16 protein-coding genes and 1 pseudogene are annotated in these 22832 nt (G+C 60.6%); 10 read left to right on the forward strand and 7 right to left on the reverse strand.

Features of this window, described 5'->3' with window-relative positions; genetic code table 11:
• A complete protein-coding gene (locus SynA1544_RS12265; RefSeq protein WP_255477633.1) occupies nt 1-1044 on the reverse strand; it encodes an SLBB domain-containing protein in 1044 nt (347 codons plus the stop codon).
• A 123-nt stretch (nt 1045-1167) separates the two neighbouring features.
• Between SynA1544_RS12265 and SynA1544_RS12270 the strand changes: the two genes are divergently transcribed.
• From SynA1544_RS12270 to SynA1544_RS12285, 4 genes are all read left to right on the forward strand, one after another.
• The gene (locus SynA1544_RS12270; protein ID WP_186513967.1) at nt 1168-3681 is read left to right on the forward strand and encodes a polysaccharide biosynthesis tyrosine autokinase; all 2514 of its coding nucleotides are present in this window, start codon (nt 1168-1170) and stop codon (nt 3679-3681) included.
• Complete coding sequence (locus SynA1544_RS12275; RefSeq protein WP_255477634.1) at nt 3666-4163, forward strand: dual specificity protein phosphatase family protein; 498 nt, start codon at nt 3666-3668, stop codon at nt 4161-4163. The genes SynA1544_RS12270 and SynA1544_RS12275 overlap by 16 nt, the downstream gene beginning before the upstream one ends.
• A gap of 6 nt (nt 4164-4169) precedes the next feature.
• Nucleotides 4170-5441, forward strand: coding sequence for a hypothetical protein (locus tag SynA1544_RS12280; protein WP_186513968.1), 1272 nt, complete (start codon nt 4170-4172; stop codon nt 5439-5441).
• 259 nt (nt 5442-5700) lie between these two features.
• Nucleotides 5701-6198 (forward strand): hypothetical protein, encoded by a 498-nt coding sequence (locus SynA1544_RS12285; RefSeq protein WP_186513969.1) that lies wholly within the window; start codon nt 5701-5703, stop codon nt 6196-6198.
• Between the two features lie 404 nt (nt 6199-6602).
• On the opposite strand, the gene SynA1544_RS12290 is transcribed toward SynA1544_RS12285, so the two are convergent.
• From SynA1544_RS12290 to SynA1544_RS12305, 5 genes and pseudogenes are all read right to left on the reverse strand, one after another.
• A complete protein-coding gene (locus tag SynA1544_RS12290) occupies nt 6603-7895 on the reverse strand; it encodes a glycosyltransferase (protein WP_186513970.1) in 1293 nt (430 codons plus the stop codon).
• 5 nt (nt 7896-7900) lie between these two features.
• Entirely contained in the window at nt 7901-10348 is a 2448-nt protein-coding gene (locus SynA1544_RS12295) for a polysaccharide pyruvyl transferase family protein (RefSeq protein ID WP_186513971.1), read from the reverse strand.
• The gene (locus SynA1544_RS14955; RefSeq protein WP_255477635.1) at nt 10345-11184 is read right to left on the reverse strand and encodes a phytanoyl-CoA dioxygenase family protein; all 840 of its coding nucleotides are present in this window, start codon (nt 11182-11184) and stop codon (nt 10345-10347) included. Before SynA1544_RS14955 ends, SynA1544_RS12295 begins: the two co-directional genes overlap by 4 nt.
• 81 nt (nt 11185-11265) lie before the next feature.
• Nucleotides 11266-12666, reverse strand: a pseudogene (locus SynA1544_RS15110) (rhamnan synthesis F family protein); the annotation flags it as partial.
• Nucleotides 12667-13214: 548 nt separating this feature from the next.
• Entirely contained in the window at nt 13215-13796 is a 582-nt protein-coding gene (locus SynA1544_RS12305; RefSeq protein ID WP_186513973.1) for a hypothetical protein, read from the reverse strand.
• Nucleotides 13797-14011: 215 nt separating this feature from the next.
• On the opposite strand from SynA1544_RS12305, the gene SynA1544_RS12310 reads away from it, so the two are divergent.
• Genes SynA1544_RS12310 through SynA1544_RS12335 form a run of 6 tightly spaced genes read left to right on the forward strand, consistent with a single transcriptional unit; the run spans nt 14012 to nt 21749 of the window.
• Nucleotides 14012-16288 carry a glycosyltransferase gene (locus SynA1544_RS12310; protein WP_186513974.1) on the forward strand — a complete coding sequence of 759 codons (2277 nt, stop codon included), beginning with the start codon at nt 14012-14014 and terminating at the stop codon, nt 16286-16288.
• On the forward strand, nt 16263-16631 hold the full coding sequence (locus SynA1544_RS12315) for a hypothetical protein (RefSeq protein ID WP_186513975.1): 369 nt from the start codon (nt 16263-16265) through the stop codon (nt 16629-16631). Before SynA1544_RS12310 ends, SynA1544_RS12315 begins: the two co-directional genes overlap by 26 nt.
• 22 nt (nt 16632-16653) lie before the next feature.
• On the forward strand, nt 16654-19473 hold the full coding sequence (locus tag SynA1544_RS12320) for a peptidase domain-containing ABC transporter (protein WP_186513976.1): 2820 nt from the start codon (nt 16654-16656) through the stop codon (nt 19471-19473).
• Nucleotides 19473-20729: an HlyD family secretion protein gene (locus SynA1544_RS12325; protein WP_186513977.1), complete on the forward strand. Its 1257-nt coding sequence runs from the start codon at nt 19473-19475 to the stop codon at nt 20727-20729. Before SynA1544_RS12320 ends, SynA1544_RS12325 begins: the two co-directional genes overlap by 1 nt.
• Nucleotides 20729-21007, forward strand: a complete 279-nt coding sequence (locus SynA1544_RS12330; protein WP_186513978.1) for a hypothetical protein — start codon at nt 20729-20731, stop codon at nt 21005-21007. The genes SynA1544_RS12325 and SynA1544_RS12330 overlap by 1 nt, the downstream gene beginning before the upstream one ends.
• Nucleotides 21000-21749, forward strand: a complete 750-nt coding sequence (locus SynA1544_RS12335) for a peptidylprolyl isomerase (protein ID WP_186513979.1) — start codon at nt 21000-21002, stop codon at nt 21747-21749. The genes SynA1544_RS12330 and SynA1544_RS12335 overlap by 8 nt, the downstream gene beginning before the upstream one ends.
• On the opposite strand, the gene SynA1544_RS12340 is transcribed toward SynA1544_RS12335, so the two are convergent.
• Nucleotides 21735-22799 carry a hypothetical protein gene (locus tag SynA1544_RS12340; protein WP_186513980.1) on the reverse strand — a complete coding sequence of 355 codons (1065 nt, stop codon included), beginning with the start codon at nt 22797-22799 and terminating at the stop codon, nt 21735-21737. The two genes, SynA1544_RS12335 and SynA1544_RS12340, sit on opposite strands and share 15 nt — an antisense overlap.
• Nucleotides 22800-22832 lie beyond the last annotated feature (33 nt).

Genomic DNA, 22832 nt, shown 5'->3' on the forward strand with positions numbered 1-22832 from the left:
TCAGTTGTTGTTGATCAAGCGGAACAAGGTCCAGATCTGCACCAGCCCGCCAAGGGGCTGACTCACCGCGTTGATGGCATCACTGGCACGGGCCAGGGTGCTGCGGTTCACCTTCACCGAATCCCCATCGCGCAGCGGCGGGTTCTTTTCATTCGAAGCGCCCTCATCCAAGTCAATCTTGAATTTTTTGAGGGTGGCACTGCCGTTGCGGTTGATCCGCACCAGCTCCACATTGCCGGTACTGGCCCGCCAGTTCTTCGGGCCACCAGCGGCTAAAACAGCCTGAACCAAAGGCGTGTTGGCCTGCAGTTCCACCCGCCCTGGCTTCTCCACCTCGCCGATCACATTCACCGTGATCACCTGAGGCGAGAGGTTCACCGCGGCCAACTCAACAGCTTCCTTCGGGGTCTCATCCGCCTGCGTAATCCGGATCGTGTCGCCATCAAACAGAAAGGGGTTCTGGCTCTGGTTGCCCTCCAGCACCAGATCCAGCAGATCCAGCTCCGCCTGCTTGTAGCCCAGCGGCTTGTCCATGCCAGGCAGGCGCCGCTGCAGCACCACACCACGCAGGTTGGCCTGCTGCGTGATGCCACCCGCCTTCTGGATCGCATCCACCACCGTTGGCAAGCCGCTCAGCCGAATCGCAGGGCCACCCTCGGTTTGACCTGTTTCGCTGGGGGTGAGCGAGTAGATCCCCGGGCGCTCCACCTGACCAACCAAGGCCACCCGAATCGGGCGAGGCTTCACCACCCGGAGTTGCAGGTCCGGACGCAGCAATTCCTTGCTCATCAGCTGCTGCACCCACACGGTGGCCTGCTGCAACGTCAGCCCACTGAGCCGAACACTCCCCAACAGTGGCAACGGCACGCTGCCGTCATTCAGCACCTCCAGAGGGCCTGACAACTCAGCGGCATCAAACAGCTTCAGATCCAGCACATCGCCGGGACCAATGATGTAGACGTCCTCCTGAAGCGGTTCGGGTGAGAGCATCGTCTCGGCCGACAGCGCTGGAACCGCTGCCGCCCACCCAAATGCCAGTGACAACGCAAGAGAACGCAACAAGGGCATCGGAGCGACGCAGGGGTTGAAACAACGACGCAAGTGTCCCACGCGTCTCTGGTCGGTCCGGCGCTGGCATTTAAGTTGTTGTTCTGTCACGGGGGTTGAATGTCGAATCTGGTGGCCGCGCCGGGGCAATCACCGGATTTCGATCCCCGCAACGTCCAAACGGTGCATGTGCGCGAAGTCGGCACAAACGAAGCGATGGGTGCCGATGACGAAATTGATCTGCGCGAACTGTGGCGAGCCCTGCAACGCCGCAAAAAGCTCGTCGCGGTGACAGCCGGCAGCGTCATCGTGCTGGCGGTACTGTTCACGACCTATCAACGCCTGTTCCGTCCCGTCTATCAGGGATCATTCTCGCTGCTGATCACCGACCCGATCAGCAATGAAAACGGCCGATCGAGCATGGCCAACGTGGAGGGCACCATGTTCGAACAGCTGGCCCTCAATACCACCAGCAACGACATCCCCACCCTGATCGAGGTGCTGCAAAGCTCGGTGCTCCTGAAACCAGTTGCCGATCAGTTCGATCTCGAGATTGACGATCTGAGGGAGCGAATCAACATTCAAACAGGAGGTGAGAAGCGTAAGGAAGCAGAAGGTATTTTAAACGTGAGCCTTAAAGGCAGCGACCCTGTTGAGGATGAGCGACTGCTTAAGGCCTTGAGCAGCACCTATCTGCAGGCAGCCCTGCAGCAGCGCCAGCAACGCCTCGCCGATGGCCTGGCGTTTCTCAACAAACAAGCCCCATCACTGCAGACCAGGCTCGATCAGCTGCAAGGGGAACTTGCCGACTTCCGCACCCGATATTCGCTGCTGGAGCCCACCGCTGAAGGCGGAGCGCTCAAGCAACGAGAAACCGCCATGGCTGCCCAGGTGCTGGGACTGGAAGCTGATCGCAACCGGCTTCTCAAAGTGCGCGATGGGATCGCCAGCGGCACCCTTAGCGCCCGAGGATTTCAGGAGGCCATCGGCAACAACACCGACCCCGGCGGCGGGCAGGCCAACAGCGGACTGACCGTGAGCGATGTGGACCAGAGCCTGCTGCAACAGCTGCTCAAGGTGGAAACAGAGTTAGCGGAAGCCCGCTCCCGCTACACCCCCGGATCCTCGATGGTGCGAGGGCTCGAGGAACGGCTGAATCAGCTCAGGCCGCTGTTGCGTCAAAACCAGCTGGAAGCGGTCGATGCGGCCCTCAGCTTGAACGCCGGTCGCGTAGAGACAGCTCGCACCCAGCAGGCCACGCTCAACCGGCAATTCCTGCAACAACCAGGCCTGATCAAGCAATACGAGGCCCTTCAACAGCGTTTGGAGATCGCCAAGCAGAACCTCGCTGGTTTGGTTTCGGCCCGCGAGAAGTTCCAACTGGAAATCGCCCAGCGCAGCGTTCCCTGGCGCGTGATCGCACCCCCAACAATTGATCCCAAGCCCATCAAGCCCTCCATCCCCAGGAACCTGTCTCTGGGCACCGTCCTCGGCCTGGTGGCCGGAGCTGCTGCCGGGCTGCTGCGGGACCGCATGGACCATGTGTTCCACCACGCCGGCGAAGTCAAGGACGACCTCAACCTGCCCCTGCTCGGTCACATCCCCCACGTGGAGTTCTTCAAAGGAGTCAGAGAAGACAAGCGCTTTCTGTTGCAGGAACTGGACAAGTCAGTCACCACCGGCGATGACCCCGAAGCCGCTAAACAGCGCCGCTACCAACGCTTCTTCTATCAGGAAGCCTTCCGTAACCTGTTTACCTCGATCCGCTTCCTCAACAGCGACCAACCGCTGCGGTCCATCGCCCTGACCAGTTCGCTGCCAGCAGAAGGCAAGACCCTCGTAAACGTGCTGTTGGCCAAGACCCTCTCGGAAATGGGCCAGCGGGTGCTGCTGATCGACGCTGACCTGCGCAAGCCGCAGATGCACGTGCGCCTTGGCCTCAACAACCTCAGCGGCCTCAGCAACGTGCTCACAGAAGACGACCAGACCTGGCGCGATGCTGTTCAGGCCGTGCCCGGTTACGACAACTGGAGTGTGCTCACCGCCGGACGCCGACCGCCTGACCCCACCCGTCTGCTCAGCTCCAACCGGATGCGCTCACTGGTGAACGAACTGGAGCAGTCCGGGCAGTTCGATTTCGTCTTGTTCGACACGCCACCAGTGCTGGGTCTGGCTGATGCCGCCCTGGTGGCCGAGCACTGCGATGGCTTGATGCTGCTCGTCAGCCTGGATCGCGTGGATCGCTCCTTGCCCAAGGAAGCTGTTGCCCGCATTCGCAGCAGTGGTGCGCCGTTATTGGGCGTCGTCACCAATGCCCTCAAACCGGAGAAGCAAAGTGCTGCCTATGGCTACGGGAAGTATGGCTATGGCAAATACGGCTACGGCTACGGCTACGGCTACGGCTACGGCTACGGCGCTTACGACACCTCTGCTGCTTACGCTTACTACGCCAACGATGAAGACGACATCCAGTCCAGTGACAACGGCAATTCGCCCGCAGCAGTGACAACGCGCAAGCGTCGACGCTTGCAGCCCTCAAGCAACGGCAGCGGGAAAGATGGAGACAAAGCCCCGAATCTGCGCGATCGTTGGCGCGCTCAGCGACGACGGTTGATGCAGTGGCTGGACAACTGATGCAACGCTCCCGTGATTTCCGCATCGACTGGGTGCTGGTCGATCAACTTGCCATTGGTCCAGCGCCTCGAGCTGATCGCCACCTTGATCGACTGCGTGACGCCGGAATCAAATGCGTGCTCAGCCTCTGCTCCCCCGACGAAGCCACACCAGCCGCAGGCCTGGGCGAAGGGTTCCGCACAAGTCGTTACGTGCTGCCAGACCACCGTGCTGGCCGCCTACCGACCCTGGCTGAACTGGAAACTGCGCTTGCTCACCTGGCCGAGCTGCAGCAGCACGGTCCAGTCTTCGTGCACTGCGTCGCAGCAATGGAGCGCTCACCGTTGGTGTGCCTGGCCTGGCTGGTGCGCCAGCACCGCATGAGCCCAGAGCGGGCCCTCGATTACCTGATGCAACAGCACCCCGGTACGAATCCATTGCCTGGGCAGTTGAAACTGCTTCAGGGCTTTCATCAAGAACTCCACACACAGTTCAGGCGCTGATTCGAAATGCAAAAGCCCATTCATAGTTTTCTTTGGCACAAAGTGGCACTAACTGCAGCCCTTGCCTTGGTTCATCCCAGCGCTGATGCACAAACCTGGCAGCAAACCATCGAGCCAAAGAATCCATCTCCACTGAAATGGAGTTTGATGAACCAAACCACAGATTTCAAAAACCAAGGAACACCAAAATCAGCTCCCATTCCACAGTGGAAAGCAGTGGAACCAGCAGAAGTTATTCACGCCGAGACAGAATCCGAGACATCAGATTCAGAAGTCGTTGTTGTTCATCTGCCAAGCGGCGCCACCTTCGCCAACGACAAGGCCATTTGGCGCGATGAACAGTGGCATCCACAGATCAGCAGCATGGTCCCTGTGGGGTTTGGCCCCAAGGGCGTGATGGCCACAGCTGGTGTGTTTGGTATTGATTGCACCGCCAGCGGGATTTGTGAACAGCCCAACAGCTGGGACGACTATCAAGATCAACTTGAGCGGTTCGGTGAGGCTCAATACGATTTGTCCCTTGGCCTGGGTGATAGCGAGAAATTCGTGGGCTTAACCCTGACAGCCTCACTGGAAGAAACACAACTTCCTCTGGGGGATCGCAACACCCAAGGCCTTCAGACCGATAAAAATTTATTTGCCGAGTACTACATCGGCGCCCACCTCAGTCGCAACATCGGCCCCGACACCGCCATTCGTGTTGGCGTCAAGAATTGGCTGGACGTCAAAGAGTGTGGCCTCTCCTGCGGCTTTCCCAAAAGTGCCTATGGCGTGATCAGCCAACGCTTCCGGCTCAAAGAGGATCAGAACACCTGGTTCCCGAACGCTTACCTCACGCTTGGGGTTGGTAATGGTGAATTTCGGCCCCTGGATGAACAAGTGCGTTCCTCCATCGCCGCCCAACGGGCCGAGGGGTGCCAAACCTACGGTTATATCCCTGACAAGCCCTGCAACAACAACACATTGCGCCGCGCCGTCCTTGATGCAGCGAATTACGGACAACTAACCCCCATTGGAGCCGCTGCGTTAGAGGTTTACCCCGGCTTCAATGCCATTGGTGAATGGAGTGGCCGCAATCTTAACCTCGGCTTCAGCGTAAGACCGTTCGAAGACTTAGGACTGGTCTTCACATCCATGTGGAACAGCTTGCTTCACAATTGTGATTACGGCTGCGACATCTCTGTTCCTGATCAAAAGGGAAGAATTCCCTTACCAGAGAACATGATCACCTACAGACCGGTCTGGTCATTTACAGCCTCCATCAACCTTAAGTTCTAAAACCGTCCAGAATGACGCCATGAAAAAGCTCATTATCCACATTGGAACTGGGAAAACTGGGATTTGATCGATTCGCCGCTCTGCAGTGGATAGCGCTTTAAATCTATCCAAGCACAATATTTTTTATCTGGGAAAGTTTTTTGAATACAGTCCAGACCCAACAGCAAAAATAAGCGATTGCTTCCGCGAAGGCGCGCACCACTTGAGAGATCAATGGAGGATCTCGATCGAGTGAGCTTTCCATCAGTCTCTGGATGACGTGTTCAGCGGCCTACCGGACGACAGCGTGGGCTTTGTCCTGAACGAATCACTTCATCACCTGCACAGCCCTTTCGCATCAAGCCTCAAACAATTCGAAGAGCGATCACAGATACAAATCAAAATCAAGGCCTATGCGCGAAACCATGGCGATTACTCAGTGAGCGCCTACAAACAATGGGGCCTGAAACACAAAACCAACACCGGACCAACGCTGTCCTACACAGCATGGTGCCAAAAGTTTGAAAAGCTTTTCATTTGCTATGGCCAGCAACTCAAAGAATGGAAAGAGGTTTTTCAAGACAACATGATGACCTACAACTACGACCTCATTGAGAATATTGTCATTCATTTTCAGAATATCCTCCGTTCTGAAAGCGACAACCAGCTGGTTGCCCTTGAAAAAACCACTGTGCGATCCAACAAAACGCCAGGCATGGATCGCCTCGTTCTTCATGCATTGGCCAACCATGGAGTTCATCAGCAATCCTTCCTGTAAATCTCGACAATCTCCTCAATAAGCATCCTCTACCGTCACCAAACCTGGACAATTTAGAACTGACATCACTAATTCCAACCACACACGACATTCAGGCACTGTCATCATCTGCCGCGATACAAGAAGACCGATTTATCGTTAATACTCTCCTGAAAGCAAGCAACCAACTACCTCTCTCCGATTCTTCCCAAACACTGACTGATGCCCAGATTCCACAAACTGAGGACACCCTATCAAACAAAGTCCTTTCCAACCTCCTGAACATCCTGATCAGCCAGGATCAAACAATCCAAGGGCTACAAGATACCCTTCATCAGCTTCAACATCGACTTGACCATCTTGAGGCAACAGATAAGCCGCCCTCCCCAAACGACATCGACAAATCAACTGGCTCCATCACCTAATCAAGACAGGCGTGCTTCAGAAATGTCTCCAGTCCAGCCAAACAGGTTGAGATGTTTCTGCAAGGCATCTTCAGCAGACAAAGGCGGCGCCATCGTTGTTCGAAGGTTGCTCCAGACATCGGGGTCCCGGCAGGCCAACCTCATCACGGAGGCGAGAGACGCTGCCGACTCGGGGGCGAACTGCAAACCATCCAGCCCGTTGCGAACATGCTCAGCCATCCCGCCGATCGCCGGCACCAACAATGGACGTCGACAAGCCAGCGCTTCTTGAATCACCACCGGTGCATTCTCCAGCCAACGCGAGGCCATCAGCACCCAGCCCACACGCCCCATCAACCGGGGAATTTCCTCCTGGCGATAGGGCCCGGGACAAGACACATGATCCCCCAGCTGCGCCAACAGGTGCTGCAGCTTGATGGCATAGGGATCTCGCCGCGGGATCCCCTCCTCCAGGAGCCTCTGAACCGGTCCATGCACCACCAACCGGGCCTCGCTCTGGCGTCGCACCAGCCCAAGCATCGCCTCCAGCACCAGATCCAGGCCCTTCGCTTCCGAGCAGTTGCCGAAGAACCCGAACACGCTGTGCAATGCACTTTCATCCAGTAACAAAGAGGGCGGCTCTGGCTGGAGATCCGTAAGACAGTTGGCAATCACCTCAATCCGTTCCGCCGCAATCCCCCAAGCAACAAAGCAGTCCTTCACCACCCGGCTGGGTGAAATGAAGCAGTCCACCTGATCGATCATCAGCTGGATCCGGGCTGAACGCAGCAGCAGCAATTCACTCGAAATCTCCGGCAGGCACTGCCGACAGCCCAACGGCGTCGGCCCCTGGCAGTACAAGCCCTCACGGGTCTTGAGCTGACCGTTGAACGGGCACAGCAACAGAAACTCATGCAGGGTGTAGACGATCCGGGCTTGCGGGCACCAATCCCTCAACCGCAAGATCAGATCAAGGCCCAGATGCATGATCTGATGAACACTGATCACCTGAGGCTGCAGATCACACACCAGCTGATGCAACGGACTTCCGTTGAGCAGCGAACAGGCCGATTGATACGTCAACCAATCGCTGCTGGCCTTGACCAACCACTCGCTGCCAGCGGTGTCCGCGGCCGAGCAAGGCCGAAGATCCTCTCCCTCCTGGAAATGCTCGGCTGGTGCTGCCGCCAAGAACACACTGCGCCAATCTCCCTGCCGCAGCAGCTCGCCGTGCAGGGCATAGGCCGCATTCTCACCACCTCCGGGCCGGATGGCCGGGTGGCCATGGCTGAGCACCAGCACTGTTGATTGCATTCCCATCACCCCCCCAGGAACGCTTCAACCGCCTGCTGCCAATACGGCCTGCTTTGGCTTGGCACACTTGGCGTTTCATAACCAGATGCCAACGTCACCAGGGCTGCGCTGCTGATTTCACAAACATTGGTCGATGCCACATCGGAGGCCTCCGAACCCAGCAACAAATAAGCATCCATCCGATCCACCGGCTGTCCCAGAGCGGTCTGCAGTGGAGGGCGGCCGCCATCAAACAGACCCGGCGGCAGCTCGCTCAACCCCGCTGCCATCGCTGCCAACCAATCGCTGCTGGAGGTGAGCACTCCAGGGCCCAAAAAAGCAAAGCGCTCCGCCGTACTCCACCGCCGCACCTTCCGCACCATCTGGCTCCAACGCATCTCCTGACCTTTCGACAGCAACAGCGCCGAGGGCAGCGACGCCAACAGATCACTCAGCAGATCAAAGAGCAGACAGCCTGAGTAGCAACAGCTCACACCCTCCTGCACAACGACCACAAGGCGAACTGAGCCGGACTGCACGGAGGGGTAGCGGCGCAGGCGATCCAGCTGAAGCCTGGCCATCACCGTGGAGTTCAGACACACCAGCAGAACAGTCTGATCGGGCTGCAGCTGCTGCAGGCTCTGGAGCTGCACGTCGGGATCTCCCGCAGGGGCCGCGCGACGGCGTTGCCACAACACCCGGAACGCCTCGCCAAGATCCCTCTCCATCAACCCATCGATCCGGCTGACCGGCGTGTGAAACCACTGGCAGGCATCCAACAGGCGCTCGGCTACCGCCTGATACCCCTCCTCCCGCAGATCCACTTCCTCCAACGAAAAGACCTCAGCACCGATTGTCAGCCGAAGCGGTATCGCATCCACCGATCGCTCCACGATGCGGAGAAATCCGAAATCCGGACGGCACCCGGAGCGCCACTCCAGCGCTTCCTGCACATCCGGCCGGCGGATCCTCACTGGACCAAGCGGCAGAGACATGGCCGGTCCGTTCGGCTCCGCCAGGCTGAGGGAGGCGGAATCGGCAAGATCCGAACACCAGCCCACCAGCACCAGATGCCGGTCGCTGATTCGCAGCGCCGCGTCCAGATGCCCTTGCACAGGTTCATCGACAACAGGCCGCTCTTGCAGCGGTTGATCCTCGGGAAACGCTTGCCACTTCAGACCGGTGGTCACCGCATGAAAGGCGATGCCCAGGGGGTTCTGGGTTGCGAGGGAAGGGTCTTCCGGGTGGCGCTCCAGGTAATCGCGAACGTCGATGCGCGCCAAAGGGCTGGCCACTGCTTGCGGTGGTCCTGTCAGATCCCCAGCCCGACCCGCAAGAGCCAGGAGGTCCGGATGGGGCGGAATGCCGTTGAACTGCAACAGCCGCACCGTGGCCCGGGCCAGCTCCTGGCGGTTGCGGTCATAGGCCTTGCCATCGAGGTCCAGAGCCCGACGCTGGGCCCGCAACGGGTCGGCCAGCAGCGGCGCCAGCTCCGGATCATCGGAGCGGATGCAGGGCAACGCCATCTGCTTCGCCAGCTCTTCAATGCAGCTGTCGGTGGCGATCAGCAGGAAGGGCGCCATCGCCAGCATCGCCACCTGGGAGCCATGGATCCGGGCGCTGATGCAGAGGTCACAGCCGCGCAGGAAGGCCACCCAGGCGTCCAGATCGCAGAACATGTGCAGCCGCTCTTCAGGCAGCCCCAGCTGGCGACAGGCCTCGAGGTCCGTGAGGTCCTGCAGCACCACATGCACCCGTGGGTCCTCCGCCAACCGCGCGAGATGCTTCATCAGCACTGCATCCCCCAGCTTGTTGCTGGGCAATCCGAGGGCAATCCGCTGCAACCCCACCTTGCGCTGGCGTTCCGCCGCCAGACCCGCGACCATCGCCCCGTGCTGACGGTCGGAGGAGATCATCAGGCTGGGGCAGCCCAGAGATTCGATCAGGGCATGCCTCAGCGACGGGGTTTGGCGCAACAGCGCCCGAGTGTGCTGGCCCCGAACCGTAATGAAACCTGAATGCTCCAATAAACGATGAACCAGCTCAATCTGAGCGGGATGGAGCTCAGGCAAGCGCGTCCCCTGGCTCTCGAGCCTCCCCTGAAAGCCCAGCCCCATCACAAGAATCGGACAGGAAAACAGATCACAGAGCTGCGTCAGGAAGCGAGTCTCGTTCTGAATCTGGCCGATGGCTTCGTACTGTTCGCGACTGCGCAGCAGGTTCGCCACCGGATAGATCACCAGTGCACTGGAAAGCACCTTGCGGCAGGTCTCGGCATCCAGGCGGCTGAACAGATCAAGGCCTGCAGGCAGCGGCACCAACTCATAGCCTGAAAGATCGACGATCCGCTTCTGAAGGGCATAGCGGAACAGCAGATTGCCGGTGTTGTCGCCCAAATAAAGCAACATGTCCTGGACATTTTCGCAGCCGTGGGACTGCTCCACCCCGTAGAAAACTGTTGCGATCGGTTTCACCGGTCCACCTCCGCAGGGGAGTTATCACGGGCGATGTTCAGGGGCTGGCGCCAGGCCACGGCCCCATCGGGCCAGTCGCTGAGCAGCGGCGTGTAGTAGCGACAGCCCTCAAAGAAATAGTGGGTCACCTGGCTCCATCGCGTACGGGCCGGGTCAATCACCGCAGAGCCTCCATGGATCAGATTCGCAGACCAAATCAGGGCCTGTCCCAGTTGAGGTGTGAACTGCTGTCGTTCAAGACCGTAGCGATGCTCTGCTTCAGTCCAACGGTTGTGAAAGATCCGTTGATCTGGTGTCACACCTGGTTGTTGCAACACACCCACATCACGACACTGAAGATACGGGAGACGGTGGCTGCCGGGCAGATACTCCAAGGGGCCGGCATGTGGATGAATCGGCTCAAGCGCAACCCAGATCCCGCACATAAAGCCGGGCGGTTCCGTGTGGAAATGCACCGCATCGCTATGAATATGCTGCTGAGTACCCACTGGAAAATTCAACGTCTGGAAAGCAAAGGGCTCACGCCCCCAGCAGCAGCGCAGCAACTGCTGCAACTCCGGCAACAGCGCCAGTTCCCTCACAGCAGAACTGTTCCGCCAAGCATCCTGCAGGCGCAGATCACCCTCGCCTCCTTGAGCTCGCCAGGCCACAAGGTCGAAACTCTCCCCCAGGTCGGCCTTGATGCGCTCGGCGAGCGCTGCAATGCGATCGTGCCCGAGATCCACCACGGTGAATCCCTGATCACAAAGCTCCTGCGCCTGGATTTGAAACGGCTCGAAATCACCGGGCTCCTGATAGAGCGGCACCGCTTTGGCCGGGGCTTGAATTTTGGGCACCGTCCTCAGAGCATGACGAAAGCCAAAGTCAGGGACCAAGGATTCATCTCCCGGTGCCTGTGCCTGGTGATAGCCCCGTGATTCAACTGCAACACCAGTCCATCGCTCCAGAGCGTGGGCCAGCGTCCCATCCACCTGCCCTGCTTCAGGTTCAAAATCATCCAAAGACAGGTCAAAATTCAGCAAAGGCAAAAGTGCATCTGTTTTCGCAAAAAACATACTGCCTGCGGGAAAATGACAACCCAAAAGCGAAGACGTTGGAACTGAATTCAGAGCCGCCAGATGCTGCATCCAAGCAACATTGTCAGCAAGATTCAAACTCATCGGCAACAAAGTGCCCTGAGGTGTAACCACACCAAGCTCATCCGATTCCTGAAAATGTTCGAACAAGGCAGGTGACAAGAGCGAGCTCTCCATGTGAGACGCCCATGCCCCTCCAAAATTCATGTGCGTGGATGCTTTGGTATGCAGTTTCAGAACACATCCATGGCCGACCTTGAGGATTGCGGGCAACAGATGAAGCACAAAAGGGGCAAAATCGCGACCACGATTGGAAACACCAAACACACGCACCCGTGGCCAATTCAGCCGGCGAATGCATTCCGCCGCCGTCGCGAGCTGATGGGATGGAGTACTCACATACAGATCCAATGACGGCCACCCGTCTTGATCGCCGCCCGGGGGCAGTTGCTGAAGGATGGACACCAAGCGATCGAGATAAAAACCATGAATGGCAATCGCGAGATGACTGGGGTGCATCACCCCCCATTGACGCTCTGAGTCTGATCTGTCCCTAGCGTTCTGAAGCTGAGGGATCGTCGTGTACTCCGTTTGTTCGGGACCCCACCAGCGCTGATGTCCGCCCCAGGAATCAATCAGAACCGTTGCGTCTTCTTCTCGATTGACCTGCAAGGCACTCCAAGCGCTTTCCAACTGCAACCACGCTTGATACATCTCGGCATCTGCCGCAACAAAAGCATCCATCTGATCCAGGTCGAGTGCTCGCACCGCAGGCAACAACAGATCAGGATGTGCTCCGCGGAAATGGGCGCGCTTGAGGAACCATGCATAGTTCAAAAGGCCATTGCCATCCGCAGGCGGAATCCAACCCGCCAAGCCACAAAACTCTTTCTTGGCACAGGGGCCGAAAACCGCCACTTGGTGTAGCCCCAGATGGTCCAAGACCGCAACCGGAAACGCACCATCCGGCCGCACCAGCAGCATTGGGCGCCCCTGAAATGTCGCCCGCGAAGGATGGAAGAGTGCCTGATCGAGAAGATCGAGCGGACACTCCAACTCGAACAACTCCAAGCAGAGCTGCATCGAAGCCGGCCAGTCGCTCAAAAGCCTTAGCAGATCAGAAACAGTGTTCTGCTGAACCGGCAAAAGCCAGCCCTGAATCCCAAGGGTCAGCGCATCTTCGGTTTGCTCAGGCAGAGCGGCCAACTCCTCGGGGAGCACTCGGCACAACCAGCGGGTCATCAAAGCTGGAGGCAACAGCCATGATTCCAACACTGAAGCAGCAGAAATGGCGTTCTGGTGGTGCCCCTTTCCACTCCTGACCTGTGTTCTAGAACAACTTCGCCAAGAAGGATTGAGGCGTTGGACACAAACACCTGAGCACTGCCCCAGCGATGGGATTCTCGTGGTACCCCTGCCAGAAGACGTCCTCTTGGCCTGCACGACCCGTACAAAGACAGTTCAGCTGAATCAAGACGACCTGCGTGCAGGGTATGAGCAGCTCAAGCACTGGCATCAAAAAAGGCGGCTGTCTCTGCGTTGTGATCTAAAAAACACTGAGTCAACCCATCCCCATATCAAGGGGTTGATTCAGGCACTGAATCGCAGTCATCCCGACATTTTGGAAGCTGCCTATCGGCTTCGGGGAGAGCCAGCGCCAATATCAGACCCGAATCTCGACCCCATTGCCGCATGGTGTGACTTTGAGCAGGCCAGAAGTCAAACCATTGCCCTTCAACACCAACTATTGGAGCAATACCAACAGCATCAACGCTCCAGCCGAACCCTGATCAGCCATCTGATCTCCAGGATTGAAGCGACGCAAGCCATGCAACCTGTGCCTCTAGAGCAACCAGATGATCCTGAATGGACGAATCAATGAAACTCCACTCCGGATCCTCCAAAGACAGGCGGCTGCGGATCAGCTCATACACAGCATGTTCCAAGGGCAAAGATTCAGGATATTGCGTCCAAAGATCAAGCAAGAACCCCATATCTTCATGAGCATTCAGCAGCTCAGACTTAATATATTCATCTTCAAGTTTTCGCCGAAAACTTCCGGCGTAGGACAGCATTCGCTGACAATTGCTCTCCATGCGCTCATCTCCACCTGCAAGCAAACATTGCCAGATAGCAATTGCTTCTAAAGACTTACCCTGAAAAAGCAGTGCACGGGCCTCACAATCTGCCAACCAGGGGTCTGCCAACTCAGCCCTACGCGCACTAGCAATCAGCAGATAAGCATCTTCATATTTTTCCTGAGCGAGGAGAGCGTAACCAACACTCAATATGGCCCGAGTCAACTCCTCAACATTCCACGAAACAGATGACAAATAATGATCCACACCCAACGAACTCCAAGTTCGCTGCATGGACACATATCCAACCAAAGTCAGCACAGAACAGGCATCTGCTATTGAAAGAGGATAATCTGTGAATCGTTACTCGTTATTGAAAAGTCTGATCTGTGGTGCTGGATGTCTCTACAGCTGAAGAGCTCATCCAAGAGCATCGTTGGTTGGATGCAGAATCCACCCTTGTTGAAAATCTTCAAAGGCAACCTGAGGCGGTCGACGCCAGGGCTGCATTGGCCCGCGTCAAGCTCGCCCTCGGGAACCCCAACGCTGCCCTAGAGCTGCTGACCCCTTGCAGGGATCACATCCAGTGCGCGGGGCTGTACTGGTGCGCAAGGGTGCGCGTCGCAACCACCAACCACCAGGCCGCAGCCACGGTGCAAGAAGCGTTGCAGACCAGCGCCATGCCCGCCCATGTGATTGAGGAGTGGAGAATGATCACCTCCGGCTTGATCACTGCTGGCTGGCACGACGAGGCCCGGGCCTGGCTGCTGGCGCTGGGTCCCTGGGCCAATGGGCTGTCGCTCGAGCCCTACTGGAATGGCACGCAGAAGGCTCGCGATCTGCGCGATGGGGGTCTGGATGCGCTCACGGCCCGAGCGGTGCTCCATCCCGCCCCGTTCTTCCAGACCAAAGCCAAGCAGCTGAACCGCCAGATCACGCAGACCTGGCTGCAGGGGCTGCCACCACGCCCCAACCCATGGCCGGGGCCGCGCCGCCGCTGGCTGCTCTGCGGCGACCGCGGCTTACCGCAGTGCTGGCTCTACCGGGTGCAACAAAAACAGGAGCAGCTGCAAGCGCTCGGCGGCGAGGCCCAGCTACTGGAACGCCAGGAGCTCCAGCAGCTTGACGACAGCACCAGCCTGGCCGCAAGGCTGCAGGGCGTGGAGGGGCTGCTGATCCAGCGGCTCAAAGCGGAAGCCTCCGTGATCGAGCTCATCGCCGAAGCCCGGCGTCAGGGGATTCCCGTGGTGGTGGATCTGGATGATCTGTTGTTCGACCCCGAGCACGCACCACCACCGCTGGCCAATTACGCGGGCAGCATCACGCCCGAGCAGCACCGCCGCTTCCAGGCCACCCAACCGCAGCTCGAGGCCACCCTGGCGGCAGCAGATCTGCTGTTGTTCAGCACCGCGGAAATTGCCGAACGCTGGCAGCGTTACCGCCGCGCCAGGGACATCCCGTCTGTTCCGGTGCAGCTCTGGCCCAACCTGATTCCAGCGCCCCTGCAGGCCGCCTGGCGCCAGCCCCAGATTCGGCAGCTCCGCCAGCGCAGCGGCCGGCTGCGCCTGGTGGTAGCCAGCGCCAGCACCCCCCACCTTTTGGCCTGGCACCAGCAGTTGGTGCCCGCCCTGGTGGAGCTGATGCAACAGCACCCCCGGCTGCAACTCGATCTGTTGGGCAGCGTGCCCTTGGCGGCCCCGCTAGAACCGTTCCGTCAACGCATTCGTTGCCGCGGCCACAGCGACTTCAGCACCTACCTCCAACGCCTGGCGGAGGCCGACATCGGCCTGATGGTGCTGGAACCCGGGCCCTTTACCGATGCCAAGAGCCCCAACCGCTGGATGGAATGCAGCCTGATGGGCCTAGCGACGGTGCTCAGCCCAATCCGCAGCTGCACCGACCTGCTCGAACACGGCGTGCACACCCGCTTTGCCAGCCAGCCGCAGGACTGGGTGGAACAGATCAACAAACTGCTGCGCCATCCGCGCCAACGGCTGCAGCTGGTGCAGCAAGCCCAGCAGCTGGCGTGGCAACAGCTGAGGCAGGAGCACGCAGCCGCGCTCTGGGCCCCTCTACTGCAGGCCCAAACCAGTGCACCCCGACGGGTGCTGCTCGTGAGTGAACAGATCAGCGGCGCGCCTCTGGATCCCCCCGATCGGCTGGGACGGGATCTGCTGCGCAACCTGCTGCAACCGCCCCACCAGGCGGTCGATTGGATGGTCCTGGGCCCACCAGACCAGCAATCGATAACGGCCATCGGACCAACGCGCCACTGCTGGATCGCACCGGCCCCCGACCTCAACGAACCGGTAAAGGATTGGCTGATGACCCACCCGCCGGCCCTGATCCACCTGCTAGGGGCAGGACCCCTCGCCAGCACCGTGGCGACAGTGGCCCGCAGCCTTCAGATCCCCACCCTCCTGCATCTGAACGGCAACGCCGCACTGGCCGCCAACTCACTACTGCAAACGGTGACGGCCTGCCTGAGCGCCTCCCCCGAACTGCTCCAGTACGCCGAGGCGGCCGGAGCCAGAGTCCACCCGCCCCTCGTTCTGCCTTGGCAGCCGCGATCGCGCCACCAGCAGCAACCGCGCGATCAACCGCACGTGCTCTGCCTGGCCGATGGGCACTGGAGCAGTGGCCTGCTGACGCTGCAGGAGGCACTGCAGCGCAACGAGGCGCCGGCCGTGCGGCTCACCGTGCTGCTTGGCTCCCCAAAAACACCCCGCCCGCAACCCCAGCACTGGGGGGGGCAGTGTTGTGGACTGGTGCGCGCCGGCCACTGATCAGGAGCTCGAGGCGCTGCTGGCCCACCAGGACCTGCTGGTGATCGCCGATCAGGTCCATGCCGATGACCTCCGCCTTGCCCGGGAGTTGGTGAGCGCCGGGCTCTGGTTGATCGCCAGCAGCAGCAGCAATGCCGCCCAGCTCCTGCAACTGGCCCCCTGTGGCACAGCCGTTCCGGCACAGAATCCAGACGCCCTGATCCAAGCCCTGCAGCACTGGCGGCAGCATCGCCCCAGCCCGGAACCGCTGCTCAGCTTCCCCAGCCTGGAGACCGATCTGGCCCAGCAACTCGCGCCGATCCATTCAGGCCTACGGCTGGAGAGTCCCAAACAGACCGGATAAGTTATGGCCACTGCAGTCCACCATGCTCGAGCAGCCGGTTCTTGATGCTGATCTGGAGCTCCTGCTGATTCAGGGAGCGAAGCAGCGACACCTCGGCACCGGTGAGGTGCTGCTCGATGCCGGGGCAGAGCCCAACTGCATCTGGTGGGTGCAACGGGGCAGTCTGCGCAGCTTGATGCAGCTGCCGCCCCGGCAGGAATGGCGCACGGTGGAGCGCCATGGTGCCGGCACCCTGGTGGGGTGGCTGGGGGTGGCGCACGGACGGGCGATCGAACACCTCCGCGCCGCCGAACCCACCGACCTGTTCGAGCTCTCCGCCGATCGGTTTCACCAGCTCTGGAGCTGCAGTGCAGCCCTGCGCAACTGGTGCGCTGCCCAGACGCCCCGGACCGAACTGGTGCATCTGCTCTTGCATCTGGCCCACGCCAATCCCTCCCGCAGTCGCCAGCTGGATCACTGGTCGAGCCTGATCGACAGCTGCCGTTGGTCGATCGACAGCGCACCGGATCCGAGGCCCGGCGGCCAATGGCACTGGCCGGATGGGCGCTGCTGGCCGGAGCAACCGCCAACGCCACCCCTGCAACAGCGCTTGCTCTGGCTGCCCGACCCTGCAGAACAGCGGCTGAAGCTGGAACTGGAGCAACTGACGCCAGCCCCGAAGGAGGGGCCGAAGCCAGAGAACACTGCAGTGCTTCGGCTCAACCGGGCCAGTGGCCCCGAGGCCATCCCGCTGGCGCTGTGCGACGCCGTCGCCAGCTATCTGCAGGTGCCCCTGGACCACGACGATCTGCGCGATCAGATCAGCTCCTTCCTGCAGCAGCAGCAACGCCTCAATCTGGTGAATATGGGGCAGCTACTCAGCAGCCTTGATTTATCGGTCACCCTCTCCGACATCCCAATCGCGCAGCTGGAACGGGTTCCGACCCCAGCGGTGATTGAACACGAGGGTTGCCTGGCCCTCGTGGATGGCGTGGATCCCGACGGCCAGCTGCGGCTGCTGGACCCGGAACTGGGGCCGCTGCGGGTGCCGGCGTCCGCCATCGCCGAGGGTGACGCAACCCTGAGGCTGCTGCTGCTGCGCCGGCGGCCGGGGGGCAAGCAACAGCGCTTCAGCTGGGGCTGGTATGCCCCCTACCTGCGCCCCCATCAGCGCGAGTTGATCGAAGTGCTGGCCAGCTCTGCCGCGGTCAATGTTCTTGCCTTGGTCACCCCCCTGGGGGTGATGCGTCTGATCAACGCCCAAACCTCCGGCAGCGACTCTCTCGATGCCGTGATCAGCATCGGAGTGATTCTTGTGCTGGCAGGCGTCGTCCAGGCCCTGATCACGGCCGTGCGTAGCCTGATCTTTACCGGCATCGCCAACCGGGTGGACATGGACACCCGCGAAACCATCCTCGACCGCCTGGTGCGTCTGCCACAAGGTTTCTTTGACGCAAGGCCCGTGGGCCAGATCACGTACTACTTCACCCAACTGGATCGGCTCAGGGACTTCCTGATCAGCAAGGCACTCACCACCCTGGTGGATTTCAGCTTCAGCCTGCTGTATCTGGCAGTGCTGCTCAGCCTCAACCCGCTGCTCACCCTGATCACCCTCAGCAGCCTGCCGCTCTTCATCGTGCTGGCCTTGATCGCCAACCCTGTCGTGGAACATCAGATCGATCGGGTGGTGCACGAGGGCGTCAACACCAACAGCTACCTCACCGAGGCGATCACCGGAATCCAGACGATCAAATCCCAGAACGCGGAGCTGAAAACCCGCTGGGCCTTCCAGGACCGCTACAGCCGCTTCATCGGCGAAGACTTCAAACTCAAGGTGAGCGGTGAAACCGTGGGAGCCCTCGCCAAATGCATCGGTGACCTCTCCGGCATCGCCACGATGGTGGTGGGGATCTGGCTGGTCTCCCGCAACGAACTCTCGATCGGAGCCCTGTTCGCCTTTCGGATCATCGGCGACCGCGTCACCGGACCGCTGGTGCAGCTGGTGCAGACCTGGCAGCAGTTCAAGATCCAGTCCCGCAACCTCAAATTGGCAGCTGATGTGGTGGACCGGCCCACCGAACAGAGCGAGAGCGGTGCTCGCAACATCCCCATGCCACCCCTGCAGGGAGCCGTGACCATTCGCAACGTCGACTTCCGCTACACGGACGATGGGCCCGCCATCCTCCATAACGTGAGCCTCGATGTGCCCCAGGGCACCTTCGTGGGCATGGTGGGCGGTTCCGGCTCAGGCAAATCCACCCTGCTGAAGCTGCTGCCACGCTTTTACAGCCCGGAATCGGGCCAGATCCAGATCGATGGGCTCGATGTGAGCAAGGTGGAGCTGTACTCCTTGCGGCGGCAGATCGGCGTGGTTCCGCAGGATTCCCTTCTGTTCGACGGGACGATCAAGGAAAACCTGCTGATGGTGAAACCGGATGCCACCAGCGAGGAGCTCATGAGGGCCGCCCGAATCGCCTGCGCTCACGACTTCATCATGGAGTTGACGGAGGGCTACAACAGCTCGGTCGGCGAACGGGGGGCTGGTCTGTCCGGTGGGCAGCGACAACGCATGGCCCTGGCTCGGGCGGTGCTGCAGAACCCCAGCATGCTGATCCTCGATGAAGCCACCAGCGCCCTTGACGCCCGCACCGAACGGCAGGTCTGCCGCAATCTGTTCGAGGCCTTCCGCGGCCGCACGGTGTTCTTCATCACCCACCGCCTCTCGACCGTCCGTCCTGCCGACATGATTGTGGTAATGGATCAGGGCGCCGTGATGGAGATCGGCGACCACGCCAGCCTGCTGGATCGACAGGGCTGGTACTACGCCCTCTACCAAAGCCAGGCCCAGGAGGGTCTGAGCTGATGGAACCATGGAGTTTCAATCAGCCGGTGCTGCTGAACAAGACCCGCCACGCTTCCTCGGTGCTGGTGTGGACGCTTGTGGGGGCCACCGGGTTGACAACACTCTGGGCCTTTTGGGCGCCCTTGCCGGAGACCGTGATGGTGCAGGGCAAGTTGCAGCCGCTGCGGCCCGCCCAGGCCGTTACTGCGCCGGTAGCCGGGGTGGTGGACCAGGTGACGGTGAAGGAGGGGCAGCAGGTGCAAGCCGGCACCGTGCTGCTCCATTTCGACACCCAGAAGGCCACCGCCCAACGGGATGCAGGGCGGATCAGCCTCGCCAGCCTGGAACGCCAGTTCAAGGTGAACCAAGTGCTGCTGGGGGAGGGGCTCCAAAACGCTTTAACCCCTGAAGAACGCGAGCTCTACCGCAATCAGGAGCAGGAACAACGAGGACGCCAGAGCAGCGAAGCCGCCTCCCTGGCCCGCAGCCAGGTGCGGATCCAGGGACTGGAACGCTCCATCGCCACCGCCGAAACGGTGGCGGAGCGGTACCAGCAGCTGCTGCAAGCTGGCGCCAGCAGTGAACTGCAGGTGCTCTCGGCCCGCGAGAGGCTGGCCCAACTGCAGTCCGACCTGGAGGCCGAGCGCCGCGACGAACAGCGCCTGTCCGCCAATCAAGCGGCGGGCATCGCCAGCCGAAACGTCAGCCTGCGCAAGGAGAACGAACGGCTGAGGCAACAAATGCAGGTGCTCCGCCGCCAAATCAGCGAAGCCGAACTGCTGCTCGAGAGCAGCAGCCTCACAGCCAGCACCGATGGTGTGGTCTTCGACCTTCAGGTCCGTCCCGGCAGCGTGGTGCAACGGGGAGACAGCAACCGTCCCCTGCTGCGGATCGTCCCCACAGATCCCCTTCAGGCCAAGGTGTATCTCCCCAACAGCGCCATCGGCTTCGTCCAGATCGGCCAACGCGCTGATATCTCGCTCATTGCATTTCCGGCCGGGGATTTCAGCGATCTGCCCGCCACGGTGCAGCGGATCGGATCCGATGCACTCACGCCAGAACAACAACGTCGTGAGCTGGGGCTGGACGCCCAGGGCCTGCACTTTCCCGCCGTCCTGAAACTCAGCAGCCAAACCCTGCAGGTGGGACGGCGGTCGCTCCCCCTACAGGCGGGCATGAGCCTCACTGCCAGCCTGCACCTGCGAGATCGCCGCTTCATCTCTGCCATCACCGGTCTGTTTGACGACAAGCGCCGCAGCCTGGAGCGTCTGCGTTGATGGCAGCTGCCGATCCCCATCCCTTCTGGCGGTACCTGCCGCAGCAGCGCCAGCGGCGCCGGGACCGTCTCCGGCTGCACAGCCGGCGCTGTTGGAGCTGGCTGCAGGGCCGCCGGCAGCGCATTGGTCTGATTCTTGGGGTCTACAGCCTGAGCTGGTGCCTGCCCTGGCTGTTCGGGGAACCGATGATCACTGCGGCGGCGCTGCTGCCTTTGGTCTTGGTGCCGCCCCTGGGATGGCTGGTGTACCGGCTGGTGTGGAGGGAATTCCATGGCTGAAATCGAACTGCATCCCGGCGTTCCCTTCTGTGATGCCATCACCTTGAACCGCATCGCCCGGCAGCAGGGGCTGTGCCTGGCCATTGCCCAAGCGGCGGTGTACGACGAAATCTGCCGGGCGGTGCCGCTTCCCGTGGCGGTTGAGGAGCAAGAGGTGGAGGACTACCTGCAGGAGCTGGAGATCAGCACCGCAGCGGAACAGGAGTCCTACCTTCAGAGCAAGGGGTGGACCGCCGAGGACCTGCTCTACTTCGCCACCCGCAGCGAACGGCTCGAACGCTTTCAACAGCAGATGTTCGACTCCGAAGTGGAGGTGCGCTTTCTCGACCAGAAACTGGAGCGCGATCAGATCAGTTATTCCCTCATCCGCGTTGAGGACGGCGATCTCGCCTTTGAGCTGCACCAGCGTCTGCTGGATGGCGAAGCGGATTTTGCCGGCCTCGCCCAGCACTACTCCCTCGGATCCGAGCGCGAACGGGGCGGATGCGTGGGGCCGGTGGCGCTGAACCAGGCCCACGACACGGTGGTGCACAAGCTGCGGACCAGTCGCCCGGGGGAACTGCTCGCGCCGTTCTTCCTCGAAGACGTGTGGCTGATTCTTCGCCTGGACGACTGGCAGCGCGCCAGGCTGGATGGCGCCACCCGCGAGGAGCTGCGCGAAGAGTTGTTCGAGGCCTGGCTCGACAGCCGGGTGATGCAGCTGCTGGCCGGCGAGGTTCCCGGACCCCTACCCAGCCGCTGACTGCAGGCTCTCAACCACAACCCCCAGCCACTCCGGCAGCACGGAGGGGTCCTCCACCGTCACCGCACCGCTTGGGTAGAAGAGCATCAACGCCAGCAGCACCGCCTGGGCCTGGGGATCAGAAAGGTCCGGCATCAACCCGGGCAACTCCCGGCGGGCCCGTTCGTCGTCGTCATCCACCAGCTCCTGGCCGAAGCCGCTGCTGATCAAGCTCTGGGTGACCAGCCCCACCGGTGTGTCGAACAGAGTTTTGAGTTGCTCGGGTTCCACATCCAACCAGAGCTGAGCGACCACACTGCGCAGCCCGCTGAGTTCCTCAAGCACATCCTGATCGGCAGGATTCAGCCCGTACTGATTGATCAGCGCCACCACACGGGACAGGGCTGCTTCGTCTTTAAACCAGGCCATCGCCTCCTCTCCCCGACGGTTGCTCAAGGGCGTTATCTCCTCAACCTGCGGCGGATCAGCCGGTTCCAGCAGCGCCATAGGGCGGTTCAGCTCCTCCTCCAGCCCGGGTTCACAGAAACGTACGTAATCCGACAGCAACCACTGCGGCAGGGCATGGCTGGGATCCACCACTGTCAGCCCGATCGCGCTGGCGTAGGGCATCCAGGCCACGAGCAGATTCGCTTGCCTTGGTTTCTGATCCGGTTGCGAGAGTGCGGCCGTGAGCTGGTCCAGCCACTGCCGCTCATCCCGCGCCAAGACCTGCCTCATCAGAGGCCCCTGCATCAGCTCCTGCTGCAACGACCCCAGCGGCCCTTGGTACAGGTCTTCCAGATGATCGGTGGGGGCCTCCAGCCAGAAGGTTGAGAGGCGATGCCGCACTTGACGCGCCGCCTGCAGCGTCACCACCGAGGGCTGCAATGCAGCTTCCTGCAGCAGCACCGACATCCGCGATACAGACCAGGGGCGTTCCGAGAGCTGAAGGTCCAGCTCGGCCCACTGGGGCAACACCAACTCCTCACCCTGGTTGTGGAGCAGCTCAAAGCGGTTCGATCCTGAGCCCAGTCCAGCCAGGCGTTGCAACATCCAGCGGCGCATACCCATGGACCACATCAACGTGGGCCCTAAGTTACGAGT

Origin of the sequence: Synechococcus sp. A15-44, assembly GCF_014280115.1 — a bacterium.
In the GTDB taxonomy this organism is placed as follows: domain Bacteria; phylum Cyanobacteriota; class Cyanobacteriia; order PCC-6307; family Cyanobiaceae; genus Parasynechococcus.

Excerpts from the sequence above, each read along its gene's own strand:
- SynA1544_RS12270 (WP_186513967.1), top strand. The coding sequence starts at position 1,168 with ATGTCGAATCTGGTGGCCGCGCCGGGGCAATCACCGGATTTCGATCCC.
- SynA1544_RS12330 (WP_186513978.1), top strand. The coding sequence starts at position 20,729 with ATGGCAGCTGCCGATCCCCATCCCTTCTGGCGGTACCTGCCGCAGCAG.
- SynA1544_RS12335 (WP_186513979.1), top strand. The coding sequence starts at position 21,000 with ATGGCTGAAATCGAACTGCATCCCGGCGTTCCCTTCTGTGATGCCATC.
- SynA1544_RS12320 (WP_186513976.1), top strand. The coding sequence starts at position 16,654 with ATGCTCGAGCAGCCGGTTCTTGATGCTGATCTGGAGCTCCTGCTGATT.
- SynA1544_RS12280 (WP_186513968.1), top strand. The coding sequence starts at position 4,170 with ATGCAAAAGCCCATTCATAGTTTTCTTTGGCACAAAGTGGCACTAACT.
- SynA1544_RS12305 (WP_186513973.1), bottom strand. The coding sequence starts at position 13,796 with ATGCAGCGAACTTGGAGTTCGTTGGGTGTGGATCATTATTTGTCATCT.
- SynA1544_RS12290 (WP_186513970.1), bottom strand. The coding sequence starts at position 7,895 with ATGCAATCAACAGTGCTGGTGCTCAGCCATGGCCACCCGGCCATCCGG.
- SynA1544_RS12325 (WP_186513977.1), top strand. The coding sequence starts at position 19,473 with ATGGAACCATGGAGTTTCAATCAGCCGGTGCTGCTGAACAAGACCCGC.
- SynA1544_RS12340 (WP_186513980.1), bottom strand. The coding sequence starts at position 22,799 with ATGGGTATGCGCCGCTGGATGTTGCAACGCCTGGCTGGACTGGGCTCA.